Annotated in this window: 19 protein-coding genes; 1 reads left to right on the top strand and 18 read right to left on the bottom strand. The window is 49.9% G+C overall.

The genetic code is table 11. From position 1 onward, the window contains the following. Nucleotides 1–143 precede the first annotated feature (143 nt). The 18 genes from AC1BI1_RS05250 to AC1BI1_RS05165 all read right to left on the bottom strand — a co-directional run bounded on the left by AC1BI1_RS05250 (nt 144) and on the right by AC1BI1_RS05165 (nt 21,406). Nucleotides 144–836: a LexA family transcriptional regulator gene (locus AC1BI1_RS05250; protein WP_476716233.1), complete on the bottom strand. Its 693-nt coding sequence runs from the start codon at nt 834–836 to the stop codon at nt 144–146. Nucleotides 837–891: 55 nt separating this feature from the next. Further along, complete coding sequence (locus AC1BI1_RS05245) at nt 892–2,283, bottom strand: radical SAM protein (RefSeq protein ID WP_476716232.1); 1,392 nt, start codon at nt 2,281–2,283, stop codon at nt 892–894. Nucleotides 2,284–2,434: 151 nt separating this feature from the next. After that, nucleotides 2,435–3,539 (bottom strand): peptide chain release factor 2 gene (prfB, locus tag AC1BI1_RS05240; protein ID WP_476716231.1). Its coding sequence is split into 2 segments (ribosomal slippage): nt 2,435–3,469 and nt 3,471–3,539, totalling 1,104 coding nucleotides; the frame shifts between segments, so codons are not numbered across the junction. A gap of 25 nt (nt 3,540–3,564) precedes the next feature. Next, nucleotides 3,565–6,243 (bottom strand): preprotein translocase subunit SecA, encoded by a 2,679-nt coding sequence (gene secA / locus AC1BI1_RS05235; RefSeq protein WP_476716230.1) that lies wholly within the window; start codon nt 6,241–6,243, stop codon nt 3,565–3,567. Between the two features lie 68 nt (nt 6,244–6,311). After that, nucleotides 6,312–7,043, bottom strand: a complete 732-nt coding sequence (locus AC1BI1_RS05230; RefSeq protein ID WP_476716229.1) for a hypothetical protein — start codon at nt 7,041–7,043, stop codon at nt 6,312–6,314. A gap of 176 nt (nt 7,044–7,219) precedes the next feature. Next, entirely contained in the window at nt 7,220–7,747 is a 528-nt protein-coding gene (hpf, locus tag AC1BI1_RS05225) for a ribosome hibernation-promoting factor, HPF/YfiA family (RefSeq protein ID WP_476716228.1), read from the bottom strand. A gap of 124 nt (nt 7,748–7,871) precedes the next feature. Further along, nucleotides 7,872–8,069, bottom strand: a complete 198-nt coding sequence (locus AC1BI1_RS05220) for a cold shock domain-containing protein (protein WP_476716317.1) — start codon at nt 8,067–8,069, stop codon at nt 7,872–7,874. 321 nt (nt 8,070–8,390) lie between these two features. Then, entirely contained in the window at nt 8,391–9,101 is a 711-nt protein-coding gene (locus AC1BI1_RS05215) for a ComF family protein (protein WP_476716227.1), read from the bottom strand. 7 nt (nt 9,102–9,108) lie between these two features. Further along, nucleotides 9,109–10,878, bottom strand: coding sequence for a DEAD/DEAH box helicase (locus tag AC1BI1_RS05210; RefSeq protein WP_476716226.1), 1,770 nt, complete (start codon nt 10,876–10,878; stop codon nt 9,109–9,111). A gap of 10 nt (nt 10,879–10,888) precedes the next feature. After that, nucleotides 10,889–11,998 (bottom strand): GGDEF domain-containing protein, encoded by a 1,110-nt coding sequence (locus AC1BI1_RS05205; protein ID WP_476716225.1) that lies wholly within the window; start codon nt 11,996–11,998, stop codon nt 10,889–10,891. Between the two features lie 32 nt (nt 11,999–12,030). Next, nucleotides 12,031–12,513 (bottom strand): glycosyltransferase family 2 protein, encoded by a 483-nt coding sequence (locus AC1BI1_RS05200; RefSeq protein ID WP_476716224.1) that lies wholly within the window; start codon nt 12,511–12,513, stop codon nt 12,031–12,033. Between the two features lie 288 nt (nt 12,514–12,801). Further along, the gene (locus AC1BI1_RS05195) at nt 12,802–14,208 is read right to left on the bottom strand and encodes a phosphoglucomutase/phosphomannomutase family protein (protein WP_476716223.1); all 1,407 of its coding nucleotides are present in this window, start codon (nt 14,206–14,208) and stop codon (nt 12,802–12,804) included. A 12-nt stretch (nt 14,209–14,220) separates the two neighbouring features. Further along, on the bottom strand, nt 14,221–14,985 hold the full coding sequence (locus tag AC1BI1_RS05190) for a DUF421 domain-containing protein (RefSeq protein WP_476716222.1): 765 nt from the start codon (nt 14,983–14,985) through the stop codon (nt 14,221–14,223). Nucleotides 14,986–15,223: 238 nt separating this feature from the next. Continuing rightward, a complete protein-coding gene (locus AC1BI1_RS05185; protein ID WP_476716221.1) occupies nt 15,224–16,267 on the bottom strand; it encodes an MraY family glycosyltransferase in 1,044 nt (347 codons plus the stop codon). A gap of 13 nt (nt 16,268–16,280) precedes the next feature. Continuing rightward, entirely contained in the window at nt 16,281–16,712 is a 432-nt protein-coding gene (gene fabZ, locus AC1BI1_RS05180) for a 3-hydroxyacyl-ACP dehydratase FabZ (protein ID WP_476716220.1), read from the bottom strand. A gap of 92 nt (nt 16,713–16,804) precedes the next feature. Next, nucleotides 16,805–18,376 (bottom strand): murein biosynthesis integral membrane protein MurJ, encoded by a 1,572-nt coding sequence (gene murJ, locus AC1BI1_RS05175; RefSeq protein WP_476716219.1) that lies wholly within the window; start codon nt 18,374–18,376, stop codon nt 16,805–16,807. Further along, nucleotides 18,377–19,480 carry a polysaccharide pyruvyl transferase CsaB gene (gene csaB, locus AC1BI1_RS05170; protein ID WP_476716218.1) on the bottom strand — a complete coding sequence of 368 codons (1,104 nt, stop codon included), beginning with the start codon at nt 19,478–19,480 and terminating at the stop codon, nt 18,377–18,379. A 6-nt stretch (nt 19,481–19,486) separates the two neighbouring features. Next, nucleotides 19,487–21,406 carry a DUF5693 family protein gene (locus AC1BI1_RS05165; RefSeq protein WP_476716217.1) on the bottom strand — a complete coding sequence of 640 codons (1,920 nt, stop codon included), beginning with the start codon at nt 21,404–21,406 and terminating at the stop codon, nt 19,487–19,489. A 172-nt stretch (nt 21,407–21,578) separates the two neighbouring features. Here AC1BI1_RS05165 and AC1BI1_RS05160 point away from each other — a divergent pair, with 172 nt between their 5' ends. Continuing rightward, entirely contained in the window at nt 21,579–21,821 is a 243-nt protein-coding gene (locus tag AC1BI1_RS05160) for an FmdB family zinc ribbon protein (protein ID WP_476716216.1), read from the top strand. The last annotated feature ends 93 nt before the right edge of the window (nt 21,822–21,914 follow it).

The following is a 21,914-nucleotide window of genomic DNA, read 5'->3' as shown; positions in this document are numbered from 1 at the left end:
CTGCCTATTAGTTTCTGGCATTCTTTTAAAATTATAATCGCAATTTAGCATAGCTTACTAAAGAAACATTAGCCAATCGCGGCCCGCCCTTAACAAAAAAGGCCTGGGTTTTGGCGTCCATCCCAGGCTCAAGAAATTACTTTTTAAGGCTGATTTAAGGCTTCGCGCAGGAAATCGGCTAAAAGCTTCTTTTCCCGGTTGGTGAAATGCTCAATTTGCTCCTGCAGGGAATGAATATACCTCATTAATTGGGCAGTAAAAGGAAGCTGGGGAGAATTATTAGCCGCCAGTCCCAACGCTGTACCCGTCACCAGCGCCAGACCCATCTCCGGCCGGGCCACCCGCTGCAAAGCGGTACGGATCAGGTTAAGGGCTTTTTCCCCTAAGGCCTTAAGGTAGATAAGTAAAACGGTCAAGGTATAAGCACTGGAAATAAGGGGGTGATCTTTGCCCTGCATCTCCTGGAGCAACTCATGTACTACTCCTTTAACCTCATGGGGGGAGAGCCCATTAAAGATTTTTAACAGCCTCTCCTTAACCTCTTGCCAGTCGCTATGCCAGTTATTTACCCAGCCCGCTTCACTTTCTGCTATCTGGTAAGCTTTATCGGTGGGTATGAACATGATCATGGAGCGACCCGGCAGCTTTTCTAAACTGTTAACCACATACTCCCGCTGTAAGAACCCTTCCTTTTCCAGTTCCCTTAAAAGATCATAAGCTGTCCACTTGCTGACCTTGAGAGTTTCCGCCACCGTAACATAATGAACCGGTGCCGATGTTTCCTGGTAGAGCTTCTTTATTTTATTTAAGAATTGCAAGCGCCGCTGGGTAAGCATACGGTTTCTCTCCCCCAAAGATTAGGGAAATTGCCCGTAGTTCAGCATACCATGCCTATTTGCCCGCTGTCAATTCCTTTTCCCCAACTTCAGGGTGTCTCTGCCGCCAAAGGGCATCGGCCACGTGGGCCCAGCGGGCAGAATGAGCATCCAGGAAAGACCCTATGCTGCCGTTCAAAACCGTTTCGGCTCCCGGGTGGGTTGGTTGGGCCCCGGTTTCACCTACAATCTGCCGTAAGGCCACAGGCACATCTATAATGGGGCAAGGCCGCAGGAGATTGTCACTGAAGGGCTGGCGCCGCTGGAAAGCTCGGAACAAAGGAGAAGTTAAGACCTCTTTGAGGTTCTTTTCTTTAATATTGTCCACCGCAAAGTGAACAAAGGCACAGGGCTCTACCGCTCCGCTAGCAGTAATGTGGAAATAGCGGCGGCCGCCAGCAATGCAGCCCAGAGTGAGCTCGCCGTCATTCCAGAAGTCGGCAATCTGAATAGGTTTGTGAGTGCGGATATAAGGGATGCGTTCGGCCAGGTAAGCCCGCTGTTCTGGAGTAATCACTAAAGAGAGATCGGGATCCCGGCCGATGGGTATATAGTGGAAGGTCCACCCATAAGCTACACCGCGATCGATCAAGAAATCTATAAACTCGTCGCTGGTAACTTCTTCTACATTTTGACGGGTTAGGGTTATGGAAACCCCGAAAACAGCTCCCCGCTTCCGCAAGCGGTCCATAGCAGCGACGATCTTATCAAAGACTCCGCGGCCCCGGCGGGCGTCGGTCCGCTCCCGCCAGCCTTCCAGGCTTATAGCTGGGGAAATATTACCCACTTCCACAATGCGGTCGGCTACCCGATCATCGATCAGTGTACCATTGGTATATATCATAAACGCCATATCGGGGTGGCGCTCGGCCAGTTCAAAAAGATGAGGCCACAGGAAAGGCTCACCGCCCGACATGGCTAGCCAGTAAATGCCCAGCTCTTTGGCTTCCCGGCAAAGGCGGTCCACCAGTTCAAACTCCAGGGTATCATGTTGGGCATACTTACCTGCCCAGCAGCCGTAACACCGGAGATTACAAGCGCTGGTCGGATCAATAAGGAAGAAATTAGGAATGTGTATCCCTGTTGCCTCTTCCAGCTGCTGCTGCCTGGGAATGCCTAAAAGCATAGCATTTACAAACCAATTGTAGACCATGCGTTTCTTGACATTGGGATGAAGTTCGGTAAAGAGGCGGTTCACATAGGTCCGGATGGCCGGATTCTGCTGATAAGCTTCTAAAACTTTATCAATTTGATCTTTGTGTGCTTTATTCCGGGCAATCACGCGGGCCACATTCAAGAGACGAGGAAAATTCTCCTCAGGATTGCGCTCTATATACTTGAAAGCCTCCTGTAATGCCTTCTCGGTTACAAATTTTCTGGCCGCCTGCCAATTGCTGGGTAAAACCATAGACCATCCTCCCCTTTCCTTATTTCCAATTCTGCTTAAACCCAAAATACCCAAAAGGTAAATAAATTATACCCAAAAAACCAAAAATCTAATTCCATGTTAGCCCACCCGCTTCAATCTGTCAAGGAAAAAATTGGGGCTAGGTTAACCCCTAAGCACGGCTCACCTGCTGTCGCAAATAAGCCTGAATGAAGGGATCCAACCAGCCGTCCATGACCGCCTGGACATTGCCTATTTCCACGCCGGTACGGTGATCTTTTACCAGACTATAGGGATGAAAGACATAAGAGCGTATCTGATTGCCCCAAGCTATTTCCCGCTGCTCTCCCCGCAGTCTGGCCAATTCTTCTTCCTGTTCCTTCAATTTTCTTTCCAGAAGTTTAGCCTTTAGTATCTTCATGGCTGCCAGACGATTGGCGTGTTGGGAGCGCTCGTTCTGGCAGGTAACTACTATACCTGTGGGGAGGTGGGTAATGCGTACAGCAGAATCTGTTTTATTTACATACTGGCCTCCGGCCCCCTGGGCACGGAAGGTGTCTATTTTAAGTTCATCCGGTTTGAGCTCTATCTCATTATCAAACTCTACCTCGGGGATCACATCTACCGAAGCAAAGGAGGTATGCCTTCGGCCGGCAGCATCAAAGGGAGAAATGCGCACCAGCCGGTGCACCCCTTTTTCGGCCTTCAGATATCCGTAGGCGTTCTCCCCTTTTATAAGTAAGGTAGCGCTTTTAATCCCCGCCTCTTCGCCCTCCAAGTAGTCCAGAATCTCCACCTCATAGCCGTGATCCTCGGCCCAACGGGTATACATCCTCAGGAGCATAGCTGCCCAATCCTGGGATTCGGTACCGCCGGCTCCCGGGTGGAGGGACAGTATGGCATTATTCCGGTCATAGCGGCCGGAGAGAAGAGTCTCCAGAGCCACTTGTTCTACACTTTTTTCTAGTGCTTCCAGTTCTTCACTTATTTCTTTTTCCAGGGATTCGTCCTCTTCGGTTAAAGCCAGCTCCCATAGCTCGTATATTTGCTGATATTTATTAACCAAGCTTTCAAAACGGTCAACTTTTTCCTTTAAGACTGTAACCCGTTTAGTCACGGCTTCGGCCCTTCCCCGGTCTTCCCAGAAAGCCGGAGACCCCATCTCTTCTTCCAACCGGGCTATCTCTTCTTTAGCCGCTGCCAGGTCAAAGAGAAACCCTCAATTCTTCCAGGAGTTCTTTTAAATTCTCTAAGCGCGGTCTTAAATTTTCCAGCATAAAGAAACTCACCCCTTCTAAGTGTTCAGGCTGAGGCTGCCCCGCAGCATTTTTTATATTTCTTACCGCTACCACAAGGGCAGGGATCATTGCGGCCTATCTTTTGTTCACGCCGAACGGGCTGCCGCACCGCTTCCTCCTGGTAGCGGTTTTCCATCAGTCTTCGCGGCCGTCTCTCTTCGGGATGGACTACCCTGACGTGGTAGAGATAACGCACTACTTCCTCCTGGATGGAGGCAATCATTTCTTGAAACATCTGGTAAGCTTCAAACTTATATTCAATTAAGGGATCGCGTTGGCCGTAGGCCCGGAGGCCAATGCCGTGGCGCAGCTGGTCCATAGCATCCAGGTGATCCATCCACTTAGCATCAACGATCTTCAAAAGAATTAACCTTTCGAGTTCCCTTAAAGTATCTGCACCCAGCTCCTTTTCCCGCTGACGGTAAAGTTCCAGAGCCTTTTCCCTTAAAAAAGCATAAACTTCGTCTTTATCCATTTCCTTGAGCTCATTAGCTAAAGAAAGATCGCAACCGGGCAGGAAGAGTTTACTGGCATATCCCAAGAAGCCCTGCCAGTCCCACTCTTCCGGATACTTGCTGTCACCAGCAAAACGTTCAATGGTGCGGTCCACCACCATGGTTATCATGTCCTCGATTATAGAGGATAAGTCAGTGCCGGTAAGGACCTGGCGCCGCTGGCGGTAAATAATCTCCCGCTGCTGGTTTAAGACATCATCATATTCCAGCACATGCTTGCGCAGGTCGAAGTTATGGGCCTCTACCCTCTTCTGGGCCGTCTCTATAGATCGGGAAACCAAGGGGTGGTCAATGGGCGTGCTATCATCCATACCCAGGCGGTCCAGGAGCCCCGCAATATTCTCGGCCCCAAAGAGGCGCATCAAATCGTCTTCCAGGGATATATAGAACCGGCTGGAACCCGGGTCGCCCTGGCGACCGGCGCGGCCGCGCAATTGGTTATCAATACGCCGGGATTCATGGCGCTCAGTACCGATAATATGGAGGCCGCCCAAGGCCACCACCTTCTGGTGCTCGGCCTCCGTCTCTTTTTTAGCTTCAGCTAGAAATTGCTGGTAGGCACGGCGCGCTTCCTCCACTTCCGGGGAGGAAACAGGCCCAAATCCTGTGGCCTCGGCAATAATTTCCGGGGTATATCCTGCCTTGCGCATCCTCTCCTTGGCCAGAAACTCAGGGTTTCCCCCCAGCATGATATCCGTACCCCGGCCGGCCATGTTAGTGGCAATGGTTACTGCTCCCAGGCGGCCGGCCTGGGCTATAATCTCCGCTTCCCTTTCATGGTATTTGGCATTAAGCACCTGATGCGGTATTCCGCGCTTTTTCAACATTTCACTCAGGCGTTCCGACTTTTCAATGGAGATAGTACCCACCAGGACCGGCTGGCCTTTGGCATGTCTTTCGGCAATCTCTTCTACCACCGCCTGAAATTTGCCCTTTTCCGTACGATAAATAACATCCGGGTAATCAACCCGGATCATGGGCTTATGGGTGGGTATAACCACTACATCCAACCCATAAATCTTTCTAAATTCTTCCTCTTCAGTGGCGGCCGTACCGGTCATACCGGCCAGCTTTTCATACATACGGAAATAATTCTGAAAAGTAATAGTAGCCAGCGTTTGGGTTTCCCGCTCAATCTTTACTCCTTCTTTGGCCTCGATGGCCTGGTGCAACCCTTCGCTGTAGCGCCGTCCAAACATGAGGCGGCCCGTAAATTCGTCCACAATGATTACCTGGCCGTCCTTGACTACATAGTCCCGATCCCGTTTCATAAGGGTATGGGCCTTCAGAGCCTGCTGCACATGGTGGGCCAGCTCTATATTAGCATCATCATATAGATTATCAATACCCAGCAACTTCTCTACCTTGGCTACCCCGGCTTCCGTCAGGGTTACCACCTTGGCCTTCTCGTCCACCCGATAATCCTCCTCGGGTTTGAGCCGGGGGATGATGCGAGCCACGGTATAATACATTTCTGTAGGCTTTTCCGCTTGGCCGGAAATGATAAGCGGTGTCCTAGCTTCATCTATAAGAATGCTGTCTACTTCGTCTACAATGGCGTAATAGAGTTCGCGCTGTACCAGCTCCTCCGGGTGCAAGGCCATATTGTCCCGCAGGTAATCAAATCCAAATTCATTATTGGTACCATAGGTAATGTCGGCTGCATAGGCCCGGCGCCGCTCCCTGGCATCGAGGCCATGGACAATCAAGCCTACACTCAAACCCAAAAAGCGATAGATCTTACCCATCCACTCGCTGTCCCGGCGAGCCAGGTAATCATTTACGGTGACAATGTGCACACCCTTACCGGTCAGGGCGTTAAGGTAAGCCGGTAGGGTAGCCACCAGGGTTTTACCTTCGCCCGTTTTCATCTCGGCGATGCGGCCTTGGTGGAGCACAATGCCGCCCATCAGTTGAACATCATAATGGCGCAAGCCCAGGACTCGTTTGGAAGCCTCCCGTACTACGGCAAAAGCCTCCGGCAAAAGCTCATCCAAGGTTTCACCTTGGTCCAGACGCCTGCGGAATTCCGCTGTTTTAGCCTGTAGGTCAGCATCACTTAAAGCGCTAATTTCCGGCTCCAAAGCATTGATAGCTGCCACTTGACGAGATAGCTTCTTGATCTCCCGGGCATTATCATCCAGGATATTGCGCAAAAAACCTAGCATGGGAATCACCCCTTAATGAATCGAGGGGGAATGCCACCCCCTCGATTTATCCATCGTTATCACCTTTTTTATTTTAACATGTTCCCTCCTGCAAAGCAATCATGCCTTATGTATGCAAAGGCGGCAGCTAAAGCCCTTAAAACAGCCTTCCCAGCAGTCTGGAGTTCATCAGGAGTTTCTTCCAGGAAGGCAATACCAGCCAAGCGTTCCCGCCCAAAATGACCGACCAAACCGATAACCGCCAGTATGGCCCGGCTGTGGGCTACCTCCAGTTGAATCAAGTCTTCCAGTACCAGGGCATAATTTTCTCCCAAGTATTTTCCCACAGCCTCCAGAGTAGCCTGGGCCACCAGGTGGCATCCGCGACCGGGCAAATTGGCCCCTGCTGCGCGTCCCTCATAAACAGAGCCGTCCCAGCCTATTTCTATTCCCACATTAACTTCAGCCTGAATACCTTGAGAAAAAAAGTTAAGGCGTGCCAGCCGCAGGCGGCCACAAGCTACTAAATAAGAGTTACCACCTTCGTGTATCTTATCAGCCATCTGTCCTCCTACATCTTCTAACTGAGCCACGCTAATCTTTTTATGATCCAGAGGTGTGCCCAGCTGGACCAAAACAGCTGTTTCAATATCTCGCACTACTTGTTTGGGGTTGCGGTTGGGTGTCGCCAGAACATGAATTTCTTGTATTTGACCATCAGGACCGGTTACCATGCGAGCGGAAAGTACACCCTTGACCTGACAAATGACCCGTTCATATTCTGCTATGGCTATTGCTTCTTGAGTTCTGTCTTCTGGCAATTCTGCTGCCCACCCTTTTCCAAATTTATTTCATTATCTTTTTCTTTCTTTATTTAACTTAGGTTATTTCGCCTTCCAATCACATTTCCCTCCAACCTTACTAGAAAAGCCGAAAAAAAGAGAAACTAAGCATTTTGTGCCAGTTTCTCCTTAATAATTTAGAAATCTATTTTACTTTATAATTCTGGCTCTATCAGCCCGTAATTACCGTCTTTTCGCCGGTAAAGAACGTTAACCTGCTCCGTCTCTGCATTGGCAAAAACAAAAAAGTTATGCCCCAACAGATTCATTTGTAAGATGGCTTCTTCTATCGTCATAGGCTTGACAGGAAAACGCTTAGTGCGCACTATCTTAGGCTCATTTGTCTCTTCGTTCATAGGGCTTGCGTCGGCCCATTCTTTAAAAACATTGCTCTTCACCCTTTTGGCCAACTTAGTTTTATATTTTTCTATTTGCTTCTCTAATTTTTCCAGGACCAGATCAATGGAACTATACATATCACCCGTAGCTTCTTCACCGCGCAATAAGTACCCATCCAAAGTAACAGTGACTTCCACAATATGTCTTTCTTTGGATACAGACATATTCACCTGGACCTCTACGTTGTCACCCAGGAATTTCTCTAACTTACCCAGCCGCTTTTCTGCGTACTGGCGTAAAGCATCACTAACTTGAAAATTTTTCCCCCGAAGGGTCATTCGCATCCGCTGCACACCCCCTGGCTACTTTTAAGAAATCATCTTTTTACCAAATATTATTCCCGCCCAAAATCAGATCTCCTGCCGTTTTATACTAAAAAGCCCCGACCTAAAGCCGGGGCTCACTTGACTAAAGTTTTACCACATTAGCCGCCTGGGGACCGCGGGGCCCCTCCACTATATCAAACTCTACTTCCTGGCCCGCAGTTAAACTCTTGAAACCTTCTTCCTGGATGGCAGAATAATGGACAAACACGTCTTTGCCATCCTCTCTCTCGATAAAACCATACCCTTTCTGCGGACTAAACCACTTAACCTTGCCCAACATCTTCATTTCTGTAAACCTTCCTCCTAAATAATTCTTTCCCTCCAGGGACAAACACAGCCCACCTGAAGTGCCTTCATTATAACACACGAAATACTGGGAGTCAAACCCTTACCTTTGCCGCTGCATATTAGGCGTGTCATACGCTGTCTTGTCGAAAACACCCTCTTCCAGGCCTCTAGTCAAGCTTATTTTCTGTGGATAAAGTGGATAAGTCTGTTAATAACTTGCGAATCCTACTTTTTGATTGTGGACTTTAGTGTGGATCGTTAAAAAATTTGTCGGATCAGCAATAAATAACAGGGAGCAGTAGTCGAATTATCTCTAATTTAGGCCGGTAGCCACCGTAACTACGGCTACAGACCGGGCCCCGCCCTTAAGGAGGGCAATGGTACAGGCTGTGGCAGTAGCTCCGGTAGTTAAAACATCGTCAACTAATAGCACATCTCGCCCCGCTATCGTCAAAGTTTCCCCTAACTTAAAACTGCCCTGCAGATTGAACAGGCGGGCATGGCGATTTAAGCCAGCCTGAGCTGGCGTATTCCGCACTTTTATTAACACCTTGTCCACCACTTTTATCCCCAATAGGCGACCCAATTCCCGGGCCAGGAGCTCTGACTGGTTAAAGGCTCGCTCCCGCAACCTAGGCGGAGCCATGGGGACTGGTACCAACAATTGGGGCCTCCCGTAAAGGGGTTCACCTGCTACCACCCGGGCCAAAAGATACCCTAAAGGCCGGGCCAAAGAACGCCGGCCGCGGTATTTAAATTCCAAAATGGCTTGACGCAGTTCCCCCTGATAAGGTCCTACTGCCCTGGCCAGGCGAAAGGGAGGTAATTCTTCCTGGCATTGAGGGCAGAGCCCTATGCTTTGGACTTTGCGCAGCAGGCGACCGCAAAGCCTGCAAGGGCGCCAATCCTTTTGCCAAGCTCTGAGTAGCTCATTACAAGGAGGGCAAAGGTACCCCTGGGCTCCTGGCCGCCGACATAAAAAACACCGATTGTCTCTAACAAAAATCCAGTCCCAAAAGCCCATGGCATAGTCAGTCCTTCCCGGGCCGTAAGTAACCCTTTTGGGCCGCCAGGTAATTAAAGCGCCGGATAAGGGAAGAAGCTGCCGCCATTTCCGGAGTTATTTTGCTGGCTACAAACCATACTCGACCCCCGGGATACTCAGCTGTTCTTCCTGCCCGACCGGCAATCTGTACCAGAGTATTCTCGTCAAAGATACCCCGGTGATCCGCAAACAGAACCATTACGTTCAGACGCGCCAGGGTAATCCCCCGCTCGAGGAGAGTAGTGGTCACCAGTACGGGAAAATCTCCTCGCCGAAAAGCAGTTAAAACTTCTTCCCGCTCTGGTGAGCCCGCATGTAAACCCTTTATCCACTCTTTTTGCCCCTCTACTTCTAGGGAATTAAGCAACCATTCTACCACCTGAGGCACCAGGCTCACCGCAGGTACAAAGACCATTACTGCGGCTCGATCCTGATTAATGCTCAGGCTTAAGGCTTCTGCTACCGGCCGCGGGAGCCTGCCACCGGGCCTTCGCAGCGCCCTATCTATTATCAGCTGGGGCTCAGGTAAGGGATAGCCGTGATAGCGGGCAGGTAAGTAAATTACAAGTATCTGCCCCCGCCGGGCCTGATGTGCCAGTTCGCGAGGCGGGGTAGCGGTAAGATAAAGAACCTGCCCAGAGGGCCTGCGGCACCGTTCCAGCCCGTAATAAAGCCGGGGGTCGCCCGCCAGAGGAAAGGCATCCACTTCATCCAAAATTATGAGATCAAAGCGCCGGTAGCACCGCAAGACCTGGTGCGTAGTGGCCACTACGAGTTCCGCCGGGGCATATTTCTGGCCGCTCTCTCCGTGAAGTATGGTCATCTTTACGTCGGGGAAGGTTTGCCTAAGGCGGGGGTATATTTCCCGTACCACCTCCCGGCGTGGGGAGGTATAGAGAACTTCGCGGCCGCGGCTTAAGGCAGCTGCTATGGCCCAATAGGCTACTTCGGTCTTGCCGGCACCACAAGCAGCCCAAAGGAGGCAACTAGAGACCTTCCCTTCTGCCACAAATTCCCGGGCTTGTAACGCAGCATCCTGCTGGGCCCGGGTGAGGGAAAAGGAAAGGCGGGGCTGTACTGGCCGGCTGTTCTCGATTTCATAGCTCCTTGAGCTTGGGCGAGCATAAAGGGGGCGGCAGGTACGAGCCTCCCCCAATTCCAGGCAACCCTCACAGACATAACAATCAGAACTTTCACAGGCTGCACATGTTGCTTTAAATAACCTGTCTCCTTGGCCGCAACGCCGGCATAAAGGCTGTCCCCGAGAATTAAAGCCGACTGCCGGCCAAAGTTCACATTCGCCCCGGAGGTAAAGGTAATGAAGCAGGTCGGGTAAGTTTGCAGTCACCGTCACCTTATTTTCCCGGAGGGCCCGGGCCACTTCTTCCAGCAAAAGGATGCGCCCAGTTATGATTTGGCACACAAGATTTAGTTCTTCCTCATCCGGCAAAAAGGAAAGGGGTGGAGGTGCCGCTTGCCTTTCCAAACTTATGCCCCATCGCCGGCTGGCCGCCCTGAGCACCTCTTCCACCTTCCCGGGCGTACTTTTAGGCGGCCACCGGCTCTGCAAATAATCCTTTAAGAAAAAGGCCGTACCTAAATTAAGGGGCGGCGAAATAAGTTCCATATATTGAGCACCGTTGGCCTCCCAAAAACAGCGATCCAAGGTGGGGCGATGGCTTAAACCCAACCTCTGTCTTTCTCCTTCATGAACTACATATAAATAGCCTTTCCAGCAAAAAGGAGGATTACCCATGGCCCACTCCTTAATTTAAGGTCCGAAATTTTGTACTTTCTCTTACAGGATTCCTCTCCAGTAGCTGGTAAGCACAAACAGTATTGCGCCCGGTGCTTTTAGCCCTATAAAGGGCAGCATCGGCCCGGCTCAATAGCTCTGTCTTATCCCTAGCATCCTGCGGCCAGGTAGCAATACCGATGCTTACTGTCAGGTGCAGTTCCAGCCCCTTATCCCGCGCAAAAATGTGTTCCTCTACTGCTCTACGGATGCGCTCTGCCACTTGCTTCGCACGTTTACAATCCACTCCGGGCAAGAGCAGGGCAAATTCTTCCCCACCATAACGGGCCACAACGTCCTTTTCCCGTACCTCGTGCTTGAGTAAATTTCCCACTTCAATAAGCACATGATTCCCCACCAGGTGACCATACTTATCATTTATTTCTTTAAAGTGATCGATATCTATCATAAGTACTGTTAAAGTTGACAGCGAGTGGAATTCGTGCAGCATTTTTTCTAAACTCTGTTCAAAGTAGCGATGGTTATAAAGCTGGGTTAAATGGTCGGTTATAGCCAGATATTCCGCCTGGGCAAGCCTGGCAAGAGTTTTCATGTACTCTTCCCTTAAAAGTTGTAGTGTTTCCTCCCGTTCAGCAGCCAACCTTGTCTCTTCCCAGAGGAGTCCAAATAGAAACCAGGCGGCCAGACTGACGGCCGTCCACCCTCCTAACTCAGCTATAGAACCATAAAGAGCAGAGCCATCCCTCTGGAAGAATAAAAAAGCACCACCTGATATAATAGCTATTAGAATTAAGACCAGGGATTCAATACGTTGCTCCCAAAAAAGGGCCATCAAGGGCACCAAAAACATCGCTTCAGGATAGATACCTTCAGCGGCACCATCGCTATAATGGTGCCAGAGGACAGCCAGGAGCAAGCCTACTCCATAAAGAGTCCAGCGTAACAGCCGACAATTTTGCCCTAAAGACCGGGGCAATAAGGCTACCTGCACCTGTATAGCCGCCAGGGCTAAACCAAAAAAGAAAGCGGGAAGGCTGAAGGCAGAAATGGCAAAAAAAAGAATCGCTATTCCCACTACTAACCAGCTAAACTTTAAAGCCGGATTTCGATCATTCTTCATGATCCATCTTCCCTGCTTTACTGCAATACCATTCAAACATTCGCTGCCAGTCCTCTTGTTTCCTCCTTCTCTTTAGGAAAATATAATATTTTTTCCAGTGACTTGAAAATCTGCTGGCGCATTATATTCAAATTTCTGTTTAATCTTAGGTCACATACAATCACTCTGTTCCCGTAGTTGTACGGGGCCAGCAACTCCGCCAAGTTCAGATTGCTCTCCCGCTTTAAATAAAGTACAGTACAGGCCCGGTAAGAATAAGTAAACTTATCCAGGATAGCAGGAGTGGCATCCGTCGAACCCCAGTCCATGGCTATAACTTCCACCCGGCGACCTCTTAAGAAGCGCCAACACAGAATTTCCCGCAACAACCCCTCAATATACTCCTCCTGATTTTGTACCAGAAGCAGCAAGCAATACAGGTTCTGTTTCGTGCTGGCGCGTAGTTCATAAAACACGCTCCAGAATATTAAAACTAGAGCGGCTATAATAATGACACTTAAAGCCCCCAGTAGCATGGGGCATCCCTCCTGGTCCATCTTATGCCGGAATACTTTCTCCTGCTCCAGCAGTTCCCATCCAACCGGAGGTATGCCCCTTCTAAAGCTACACATACTTAAGTAAAACAAGGAAAGGTGGTGAACGACTGTGGAACCTGCTGCGGATAGCTGCCTGCGCTGTGGTGCCTCCATCAGTTTAATAACTAGGATTTTGGGAGAACTACCTGTGGAAGTCCCCCCAAAAGGCGTCCTGTGCCCGACCTGTTACCAGGAACTGTCCCCTGAAGAATATTATTCTTACTTTCTTTAAATCTTAAGAGCGGCTCTGATTTCCTGTTGAATTTGGTGGAGGCTCTCTCTGGTGGGAGCCTCCACATAAAGGCGAAAGAGGGGTTCAGTACCAGAGGGCCGGATTAAAGCCCAGCTGCCATCGGCCAGCAAAAATTTAACGCCGTCCACAGTCACACGGCCGGTAACGGGTTGACCGCCCAGCTTTTCAGGTTCATACCTTGGCAGTTCCTGTAAAACCCTCTCTTTAACCTCAGAGCTGACATGCAGGTCGAGACGTTCACTCACCGAGGGGCCATAACGCTTAAGCAATTCTGCCAGTATTTCCTTCAAAGGCCGGCCGTACCTAGCCCGCATTTCGGCTACCAGGGCAGTGGCCAAAATACCGTCCTTTTCCGGGATATGTCCCTGGATACTTAATCCGCCGCTCTCTTCCCCACCTAAGATGCAACCCTTATGTAATAAGGCTTGTCCAATATACTTAAACCCTACGGGTGTCTCTTCCACTCCCAACCCATGGGCCCGGGCTAGCCTATCCAGAAGGTGGGTAGTAGCCACCGTTCGTGCCACGGGTCCTCTTAAACCCTTCCCCTCCACCAAATGGGCCAACACCAGGAAAAGCACCTGGTTAGCTGTCAAGTAACTGCCATCGGCATCCACTACACCGAAACGGTCGGCATCACCGTCCAAAGCTAGCCCCAAATGAGCGCCCTCCGCTCGTACTCGTTCCGCCAGTTCTTCCAGCCCCCGGGCGCTGGGGTCCGGGAGACCCCCGCCAAAAAGCGGATCGCGCCAGTTATGGATCACCTTAACCTCACAACCTACCGATTCTAGCAAGCGCTCCAAATAGCCTATCCCGGCACCGTAAAGAGGGTCTATCACAATTTTCAACCGGGCCCGGCGCAAAGTTTCACCATCAATTAACGTCAACAAGTGATTTAAATAGCTCTCTTTCGGGTCAAAAGCATGCACCAGACCTTCTCTACGCGCTGTGGCCAGGTCTTTACGCTTGACGGCCGGTTGCCCGGCAATCCTTTTTTCTATTTTGCCAGTGATTTCAGGTGTAGCCGGCCCGGCATGAGCAGGAATAAACTTTAAACCATTATATTCCGGCGGATTATGGCTAGCGGTAAACATTAAAGCCCCCGCTGCCCTATACAGTTTAATGGCATAGGCAGTAACCGGCGTAGGCAAGGCTCTTTCTGGCAACAACACGGTAAACCCATTAGCTGCCAGTACCTCCGCCGCTGCTTCCGCAAAATTCTCGGCTAAGAAACGGTGGTCATAACCGATTATGAGCTGCCGGTTAGAGGTTTCCTCCTTAAGATAATCGGCGATGGCCTGTACCACGATACGCACGTTGGCAAAGGTAAATTCGTCGGCCATGATGGCTCGCCAGCCGTCAGTGCCGAATTTAATAGCCAAAAATATCCCCCCTTAAGGCTTGAGCTGGTCTTTCTTGTCCACTTTTATTGGGCTTTCGGGAGCGTCAGTTATATCCACCGGGTTGGTAAGATTATCTTTCTTGAGGTTGACATAGAGGGAACCGTTGCTGCGCAAAACAGCGTAATCCACTTGGCTCACATCTTGAATCCCCTGGGCCTCCAATTGCTGCTTAAGCCACTTTTCATCTAAATTATTTTGTTTTAGGTTTTGAAACAGAATTTCGCCATCCACAATAATTTCCGTGGGCACGCCTTCATATTCAGTAGGAACATTGAGATCAGCGGGTGTCAACGGCCTCTTCTGGGATTTCAAGAGAACACTCAAATTGCCATCCGGCTCTAAAATGGCGTATTCCACATCAGCAATGTCAAAGACGTTTTTTTCCCTCAACTGCATGGACAGCTCATCTACATTATAGCGCATCTTGCGCATATTTTGTTCAAGTATCTTCCCGTTATGAATTACCACCGTGGGTTCACCGGAAATTAGCTTGCGCGCGGGTCTGCTTATTAAAGCCACGTAGCCGCCCAGCCAGGTAAGAGTAGCAAAAAGAGTTAAGCCCAAAAAATGGTTCCAAGTGCGATTGGGATCCACATCTGTAGCCAGCACAGCAGCAATACTTCCAAAGGTAATGCCGTTAATGTACTCAAAAAACGTAAGCTGGCCTACCTGCTGTTTGCCCAAAATACGCGTGTAGATGAGAATAGCAACAAAGGCCAGGAAAGTCTGGAGAATAACCTCTAGAGTTGTTATCAAGATGTGTAACCTCCTCTGATAGGTAGCGTCGTTCACGATTAAAGTAATTCGCGGTTATGCAAGTAAAATAAAATCCCTATTCCGGCCACCACAAATACTAAAATAGCCAACCCTTCTATCAATAATTCGCGCAAACAACATCCCTCCTGTACTTCCAAGTCTTAAGTCTAGTATCTCCTACCGGAAGCCAAAAATGCGATAAAAAACACCGGCCTTTGGGCCGGCGTCCTATAAAGTCCTATAAATAGAATACATTGCGCCTTCTCTTGGTAGGTTTGAGGCGATGACCTATAACACCTACCCTGTTACTGCCCCAAATGACCAGCACAGCCAGCAAAAGTAAAATAACCATGCCTCTTTCGGTAGTTAAGCGCGTCAATAATATGGCGCTAGCGCCCAAGCAAATATTTACAAAGTAAATGGCCAGTACCGCCTGCCGCTGGGAAAAACCCTGGGCCATTAAACAGTGGTGCAGATGTCCTTTATCCGGCTGAAAGATAGGGCGGTGATTTAAAAAGCGGCGGACAATGGCAAAGAAGGTATCCAAAATGGGTATCCCTAGGATAAGAACCGGTACAAATAAAGAAATAACCGTAGTGCTCTTGGTCAAACCCAGTACAGCTAGGGAAGCCAGAGTGAAACCTAAAAACATGGAACCGCTATCGCCCATAAAAATGCTGGCCGGGTAAAAATTATAAGGTAAAAAGCCCAAAGTGGAAGCTGCCAGGGCCAACGCTAAAAAGGCCACCACCATTTCTCCCTGGAGCCAGGCCACTATGGCCATGGTCAGCGCGGCAATTATGGCCGTACCGGCTGCCAAGCCGTCCAGGCCGTCCACCAGATTGAGGGCATTGGTCACGCCCACCAGCCAGAGTAAAGTAACCGGAATAGCGAGTTTGCCCAAAAAAAGAAGGCCGTTAAAGGGGTTGGTAAGAAATTCTACCCTTACCCCTAAAACAGTGACCACTAAGGCTGCCGCGATCTGCCCGGCCAATTTCCACCGGGGGCTCAAACCCCGTATATCGTCCAGGAGGCCTACGACCGTTATAAGGCTGGCCCCCCAAAGCATCCCCCAGTAAGCAGGATGGGTTATACCGGCGGCCAGGTAGGACGCTGCGAAACCGCTAAAGATAGCCACACCTCCTAGCCGTGGCATAAGCGTCTCATGGATTTTGCGCGGGTCCGGGCAGTCCAGAGCACCTATCCGGGGAGCCAACCATTTGAGCACCGGAGTTAATAACAAGCTCAGGCTAAAGGCCAGAGCAATAGCTACTAAATTCAACGCTTAAGCCCCCTTAATCGCTTATAGCAAAAATTAATTCACCTTCAGCCACCAGCTCTTCTCCTGTCCAAGCCCGGCCCTGGGCTTTACCCACCCGACCTTTAACTTTAATAACTTCCACTTCTAGCCGCAGCACGTCCCCCGGCAGCACCTGCCGCCTAAAGCGTACTTTATCCATACCTCCAAAAAGGGGCAACTTGCCGCGCCATTCGGGCTGGCTGAGAAGGGCTACAGCTCCTACCTGGGCCAGGGCCTCCATAATGAGCACCCCCGGCATTACCGGATAATCGGGGAAATGACCGCTAAAGTACCATTCGTTAGCGCTGACATTTTTCAGGCCTACAGCCCTCCGCCCTGGTTCTAGTTCTATTACCCGATCCACCAGTAAAAAAGGATAGCGGTGGGGTAAGATTTCTTGTAAGGCTTTAATATCTGTAAAGGCCACCTTTCCTTCAGCTCCTCTAAAGTACAAACCCTAAAAATCGCAATAGATGTATATTCGCTACTGGTCGCCTACTTCCTGCCCGGGAAAAATTTTTAGGCATTCTTCAGTCGCTTTCGCAATGCTAAGAACAAAGCTATTTCTTCCACCTTTAAACTCCAGGCCAGGACTAAAAATATTCCCGAAGCTAGGGCAGTTAAGAGGAGAACTTTGACCCCTACCTGCCAGGTGGCCTGAAGGGGATTAAACAGGTGCAGTAAGCTCCCAGCCATATAAGTAAGAAAACCCATAACGACGGCAGCTACGAGAATCAAAAAAAGATTTTTTAACAACAAGAGGGTTTTCAGTTCTTGCAGACGCCCCTTAAGAGCTATATAAAGGACTAAAGCATAAAAGCTGGCCGCCAGCGAGTTGGAAAGGGCTAGTCCACCGTGTCCTAGGGCGGGAGCCAAAAATAAGCTGAAAAGAATATTAAGCCCCACGGATATAAGGCCGGCCGCTGCGGGAGTTAGAACATCCCCCAGGGCATAAAAGGAGCGCATAAGTATAGGCTGAGCGGCCTGGGCCAGCAAGCCCCAGGAGGCATAGAAAACGACTTCCGCAGTCATAACTGTAGCGCGGGACTCGAAAGCACCCCGCTCAAAGACTAGACGTACCAGAGGTTCCCTTAAGACAATTAAGCCGGCTGCTGCCGGTATCACCGTTAAAGCTACCAGCGACAAACCCCTCTGGGTGAGATGGGCCATCTCCCTTCGCTTCCCCAGGGCTGCCTCTTCCGACAAGGCCGGAAAAACCGCCGTAGAAACTGCTGCCACAAAAACGCCTAAAGGAAGGCTGACCAGGCGGATGCCCAAATCCAGGGCAGTAATGCTTCCTGCTGCCAGATGGGAAGCAAAAAAGCGGTTGGTGGCCAGGTACAGCTGGTTGACGGCCAGGCTAAAAATAACCGGGGGCAAGTAAAGCCCTACCCGTCGTACTGCAGGGTGGCCGTGGGCTAACCCCCACACGTAGCGAAATCCCAAGCGGGGCAAATCCGGCAGTTGGATCAACAAAAAGGCCATAAAACTCACTACCGTACCGATTGCTAGCCCGACAATTCCGCCGGTTTGGGTAAAAAATAACGCCGTAATAATAATGACCAAGTTGCTTATGGCAGGCGCCAGGGCCGGTGAAATAAATAAATGTCCGGCGTTTAAAATGCCGCTCACCAGCATACCCGTACCTACGAAGGGAAGGGAAAAAAACATGATCCGGGTAAGTTTTACAGTCAGTTCCTGCACTTCCGCCGTAAAACCCGGTGCGAGCAGGGATACGAGCTTAGGAGCTATCGCTATCCCAAGGAAAGTCAACACAATCATTAACAATGCTGTCCAGGTGCCCAGAGCGCTGGCCACCCGCCAGCCCTCTTCCCTTTCCCCCCGTACCAGATAGGCCGTCAAGGCAGGGACCATGACGGTTAAAAAGGCCATACCCAAAATAGTCTGTAAAAAATAAGGGATAGTATAAGCCACCATATAGGCATCAGTAGCCGGGCCCGCTCCAAAGCGGCCCGCAATAGCAGCATCCCGTAGAAAGCCTAAGATCCGGCTTATTAAATTTATAATCAATACACTTCCTGCAGCCCGGGCCATACGGGCTACCGGACCTTCCTTAACCCCTTCATCCATTTATATTTCACCGCCAAACAAAAGCTTCAAAGCCAGCTCAGCGTTACACCGCGCTAACGGCCGCAGTTCAGCCACCGCCCGCTGTATATTTTCTTTAAGGTAGGGCAATTCATAAATCATCTTTTTTACCTTGCCCCACAAGTGGTCGAAGTCCAGGAAATTCAGGCCCACCCAGGGCTGGTCTACCTGGCGGCAAAAGGCTTCCACTTTAGGATCGTAGGATAAACCGAGAAAAGGGACCTTGAAGACTGCTGCCAAAATAAGGGCATGCAGGCGCATCCCCAAAAGCAAATCGAGGCAACTGATTATGCCGACCAGTTCCTCCAAGGTTAATTTTTCTTTAATTATAGCGGCCGGCGCCTGCATTAACCGCTGTACCTGGTAGCACGCTTCTACGTCCCGAGGAAAATGAAAAGGCAAAAACACTACCTCCCAGCCCTGGCCGACCAGTTCATCACCTACCCGTGCCAGGGCTTCGAGAACCCCCTCAAGAAGGGGCCAGGAGCGCAGCGAAATTCCTGCCAGCGGTCTCCGGCCTTCCTCCAGACCCAGTTGTAATAGCTTGTTCTTGCCTGCCTTCAAATCGAGAGAGCCGGTATCCATTCCCAGAACAGGATCAGCCGTCACTTTAATAACCGGACGCTGCACCCCTAAGCTTTGTAAAAAAGCCCGAGAATAGCTATCCCGCAAAGTTATGAGCTGGACGCAGTCCAGCACCTTCGCCGTCAAACGGCGCGCCCAGTTTCGCTGTAAGGGGCCTAATCCCTGGGCATAAATCATCCGGGGCCGGCCCAAAATACGGGCCATCTCCAGAACGCCCAGATAATATAGAAGGCTTTTAGCCCCTGTCACATCCTGGAGCAAGCTTCCGCCCCCGCTGATAAACAGATCCGCCCGCCGGAGGGCCCGCGCCACCTCTCCCGGCCGCCAGCGATTAACGGCCGTAACTGGCAGCCACTTTTCAGTGGCGGACGGGTCATGGGAAAGGACTATAAGCTCTAAATCGGGCGCTAAAGCCTTAAAGGCTTGAACTATACTATAAAGAATAGCTTCGTCTCCGGCATTACTAAAGCCGTAATACCCGGAAAGCAGAACTCGCGCCACCAAAAATTACCCCCTGGACCGGCCAGATAATCTTAATTCCATCATTTTACGGTAATAAGAATAGAGCATAACTAAAATTGATCCCAGCAAAATACCCAGCCACCAGCCATTAAAAATGCGCAGTAGAGATATAGAGAGAGGGGCATGGATATGGGACAAAGTATTTACTACCGAAATCTGGCCCACCAGGGCCATAAGCCACAAAGGGAGATACCGGTGGCGGTAATTCAGGGTTAAAGCCAACAGGAAGGAAGGATAGCCTAGGAGAAATTCCTTAGTGCGCGGTCTCACCCATAAAACCCTCTCCAAGAAGGCCCGCATATTACCTTCAAAAGGTAGAAGACCTATACTTTCATTGCCGCTACGGCTGAGGTAAATTATACCAGCCGCTATGCCAGCTACGAAAGCTAAAAACATAATTATAGTCAGGTTCTCACCAAGCCAGCCTTTGACCACTGGCCAGAACTTATCCTTTTCTTCTTTATATATAGCAGCTAGGCTGAAAATTACCAGGGGAAGGACAAAAGCCACTTTCACACCCATAAACTGGTCCAGCTGGAGCATAAAGCTGGTATCGTTTAATAGCCCTACTATCATCAGGCCGCCCAGGACAGAAAGGAAAGTGCTTCTTAAGACAACTCCTATACTCCAGCCCAGCCCTAAGTGTTTTTCCTCTCCCAGGGCTAGCCATACGGACAGGGTGGGAAAGATAATCGCCGACGCTAAGGCCATAACTTTCCGCACGAAACTACCGTAACCCAGCCCCAGAGCTGCCAGCCAGCCCAGGAAGCCCAAAACACCTAAAATCCAGCCTAAGCGCCTTAAACCGATTCCCTCCAGCAGCAGCACCCCGCCAGCCAGCACTCCTGCGCCTATAATAACCCATACTAGACGGGAGGAAGGCAGGGAACCAAAGGGCCGGGCCTGTCCGACCGACAGGCCTTCCTTGGCCAGGGAATACTGTAAATTTTCCAGATAGGTCAAATTATCTTCAAGCCAATCAGCAGAACCCGGCCGGAAAAACAGGCGCACAAAAATAAGCCGGACATTCCTCTCACCGGTCGCCAGGGTAAACCGCTCTAACCCCGTGGATGGGGAAATAGTAGACATGTCCTTGGAGGAGATGGCATGCACGCGGATGGCTTGTTTGTCTAGTAGCATAGCCAGTTGCTTTGATCCCTGCTGCCGCACAAATTCAATCAGTCCTACAGGTACACCCAACCTTTTGATTTCCTCGGCCAAAACCGGCAAATAAGCTGGATAGCCCGGAAGCACGCTATCATTAAAAAGTATAGCTGCCAGATAGGGCTTCAAGGGCAGTAAAGGCTGCATGACGCGGGTTATAGCTTGGGCCTCGGCTTCCGGCCAGCTTCTTATCTGCAATACTAGAAGGAATCCCTGCTGGGCTACTTTATACAATTTATCCATAGGAAACCCTAGACCTAAATTTTCTAATTCGGCCGGGTTTATAAAGGGCATGCCGAGGGCGACAAAATCAGGAGTGCGTATAACCTGCAGCTCAACAGCCAGTTTATTTTCCAGTTGGACCTTTATTCTTTCCAGTACAGCTTCTTCCTTGATTATAAAATAAATATAGTCGGAGCGAAAAGAATCTTTGAATCTCGGAAAAATCCAGCGAGCCTCATCACCGCTTACCATTTGCAAATATCGGGGCTTAAGCTCCGCTATTGTTTCCTCTTTAAAAAGCAAAGCATTAACCCCTTTTTCCCTAAGTTTCTGCAGAATAACTTCTTCAGGTAAACCTGTCCACCAGGCCAGCTTGGCCATTTCCTGATAATCCACAGCTACAGTTACAGCCTTATTGGCCGCTTCCACCCGCATCCGCATGGCCGCCGGCCATAGACCGGCCACCGCGCCCAGGGCTACCAGGACCCATAACACCAGGACACGCACTTGTTTAGTCACAGGCTTTTAAATCCCTTCCTCCACAAATTTTTCTCCCTTGATTATAGGCCCCCCTTAAAAAAGCGTCAATCTTTTTTAACCAGGAACAAGTTAGCAGGAAGCTTGACAAAGAAAGAGCACAAGCTATAAATTGTATTTGGAATATAAAAGTACCGTGCGGAGGTGAATTATCATGCCCATTTACGTGTATAAATGTGCCCAATGCGGTACCTTTGAAACAGAACAGCGAATTACCGCTCCTCCTCTGTCAGCTTGTCCTACCTGCGGCAGTCCTGTTCATCGCGTTATTACAGGGAATATAAATGTTATTTATAAAGGTTCTGGCTTCCATACTACCGATTACCGCAGTAAAGAATACAAAGAGAAAGCCAAAGCCGAAAGCGAAGGCAAGAGCGATATTAAAGCGGCTAGCTAAGAAAATAAGGGCGTACTTTAGCCCTTATTTTTTTTATTACAATTTGTATCCGTGGACAAGACCAAAAGTATAAGGATTAAAAATAAGGTAAAA

It is taken from the genome of Thermanaeromonas sp. DSM 22490 (assembly GCF_056378755.1).
The sequence above is the reverse complement of the archived record's forward strand: the minus strand, read 5'-3'. Positions and strand labels throughout refer to the sequence as shown.

Coding starts and splice junctions, on each gene's coding strand:
- AC1BI1_RS05250 (WP_476716233.1), bottom strand. CDS start 836: ATGCTTACCCAGCGGCGCTTGCAATTCTTAAATAAAATAAAGAAGCTC.
- AC1BI1_RS05245 (WP_476716232.1), bottom strand. CDS start 2,283: ATGGTTTTACCCAGCAATTGGCAGGCGGCCAGAAAATTTGTAACCGAG.
- secA (WP_476716230.1), bottom strand. CDS start 6,243: ATGCTAGGTTTTTTGCGCAATATCCTGGATGATAATGCCCGGGAGATC.
- hpf (WP_476716228.1), bottom strand. CDS start 7,747: ATGCGAATGACCCTTCGGGGGAAAAATTTTCAAGTTAGTGATGCTTTA.
- AC1BI1_RS05220 (WP_476716317.1), bottom strand. CDS start 8,069: ATGTTGGGCAAGGTTAAGTGGTTTAGTCCGCAGAAAGGGTATGGTTTT.
- AC1BI1_RS05215 (WP_476716227.1), bottom strand. CDS start 9,101: ATGGGCTTTTGGGACTGGATTTTTGTTAGAGACAATCGGTGTTTTTTA.
- AC1BI1_RS05210 (WP_476716226.1), bottom strand. CDS start 10,878: ATGGGTAATCCTCCTTTTTGCTGGAAAGGCTATTTATATGTAGTTCAT.
- AC1BI1_RS05205 (WP_476716225.1), bottom strand. CDS start 11,998: ATGAAGAATGATCGAAATCCGGCTTTAAAGTTTAGCTGGTTAGTAGTG.
- AC1BI1_RS05200 (WP_476716224.1), bottom strand. CDS start 12,513: ATGCTACTGGGGGCTTTAAGTGTCATTATTATAGCCGCTCTAGTTTTA.
- murJ (WP_476716219.1), bottom strand. CDS start 18,376: ATGGATGAAGGGGTTAAGGAAGGTCCGGTAGCCCGTATGGCCCGGGCT.
- AC1BI1_RS05160 (WP_476716216.1), top strand. CDS start 21,579: ATGCCCATTTACGTGTATAAATGTGCCCAATGCGGTACCTTTGAAACA.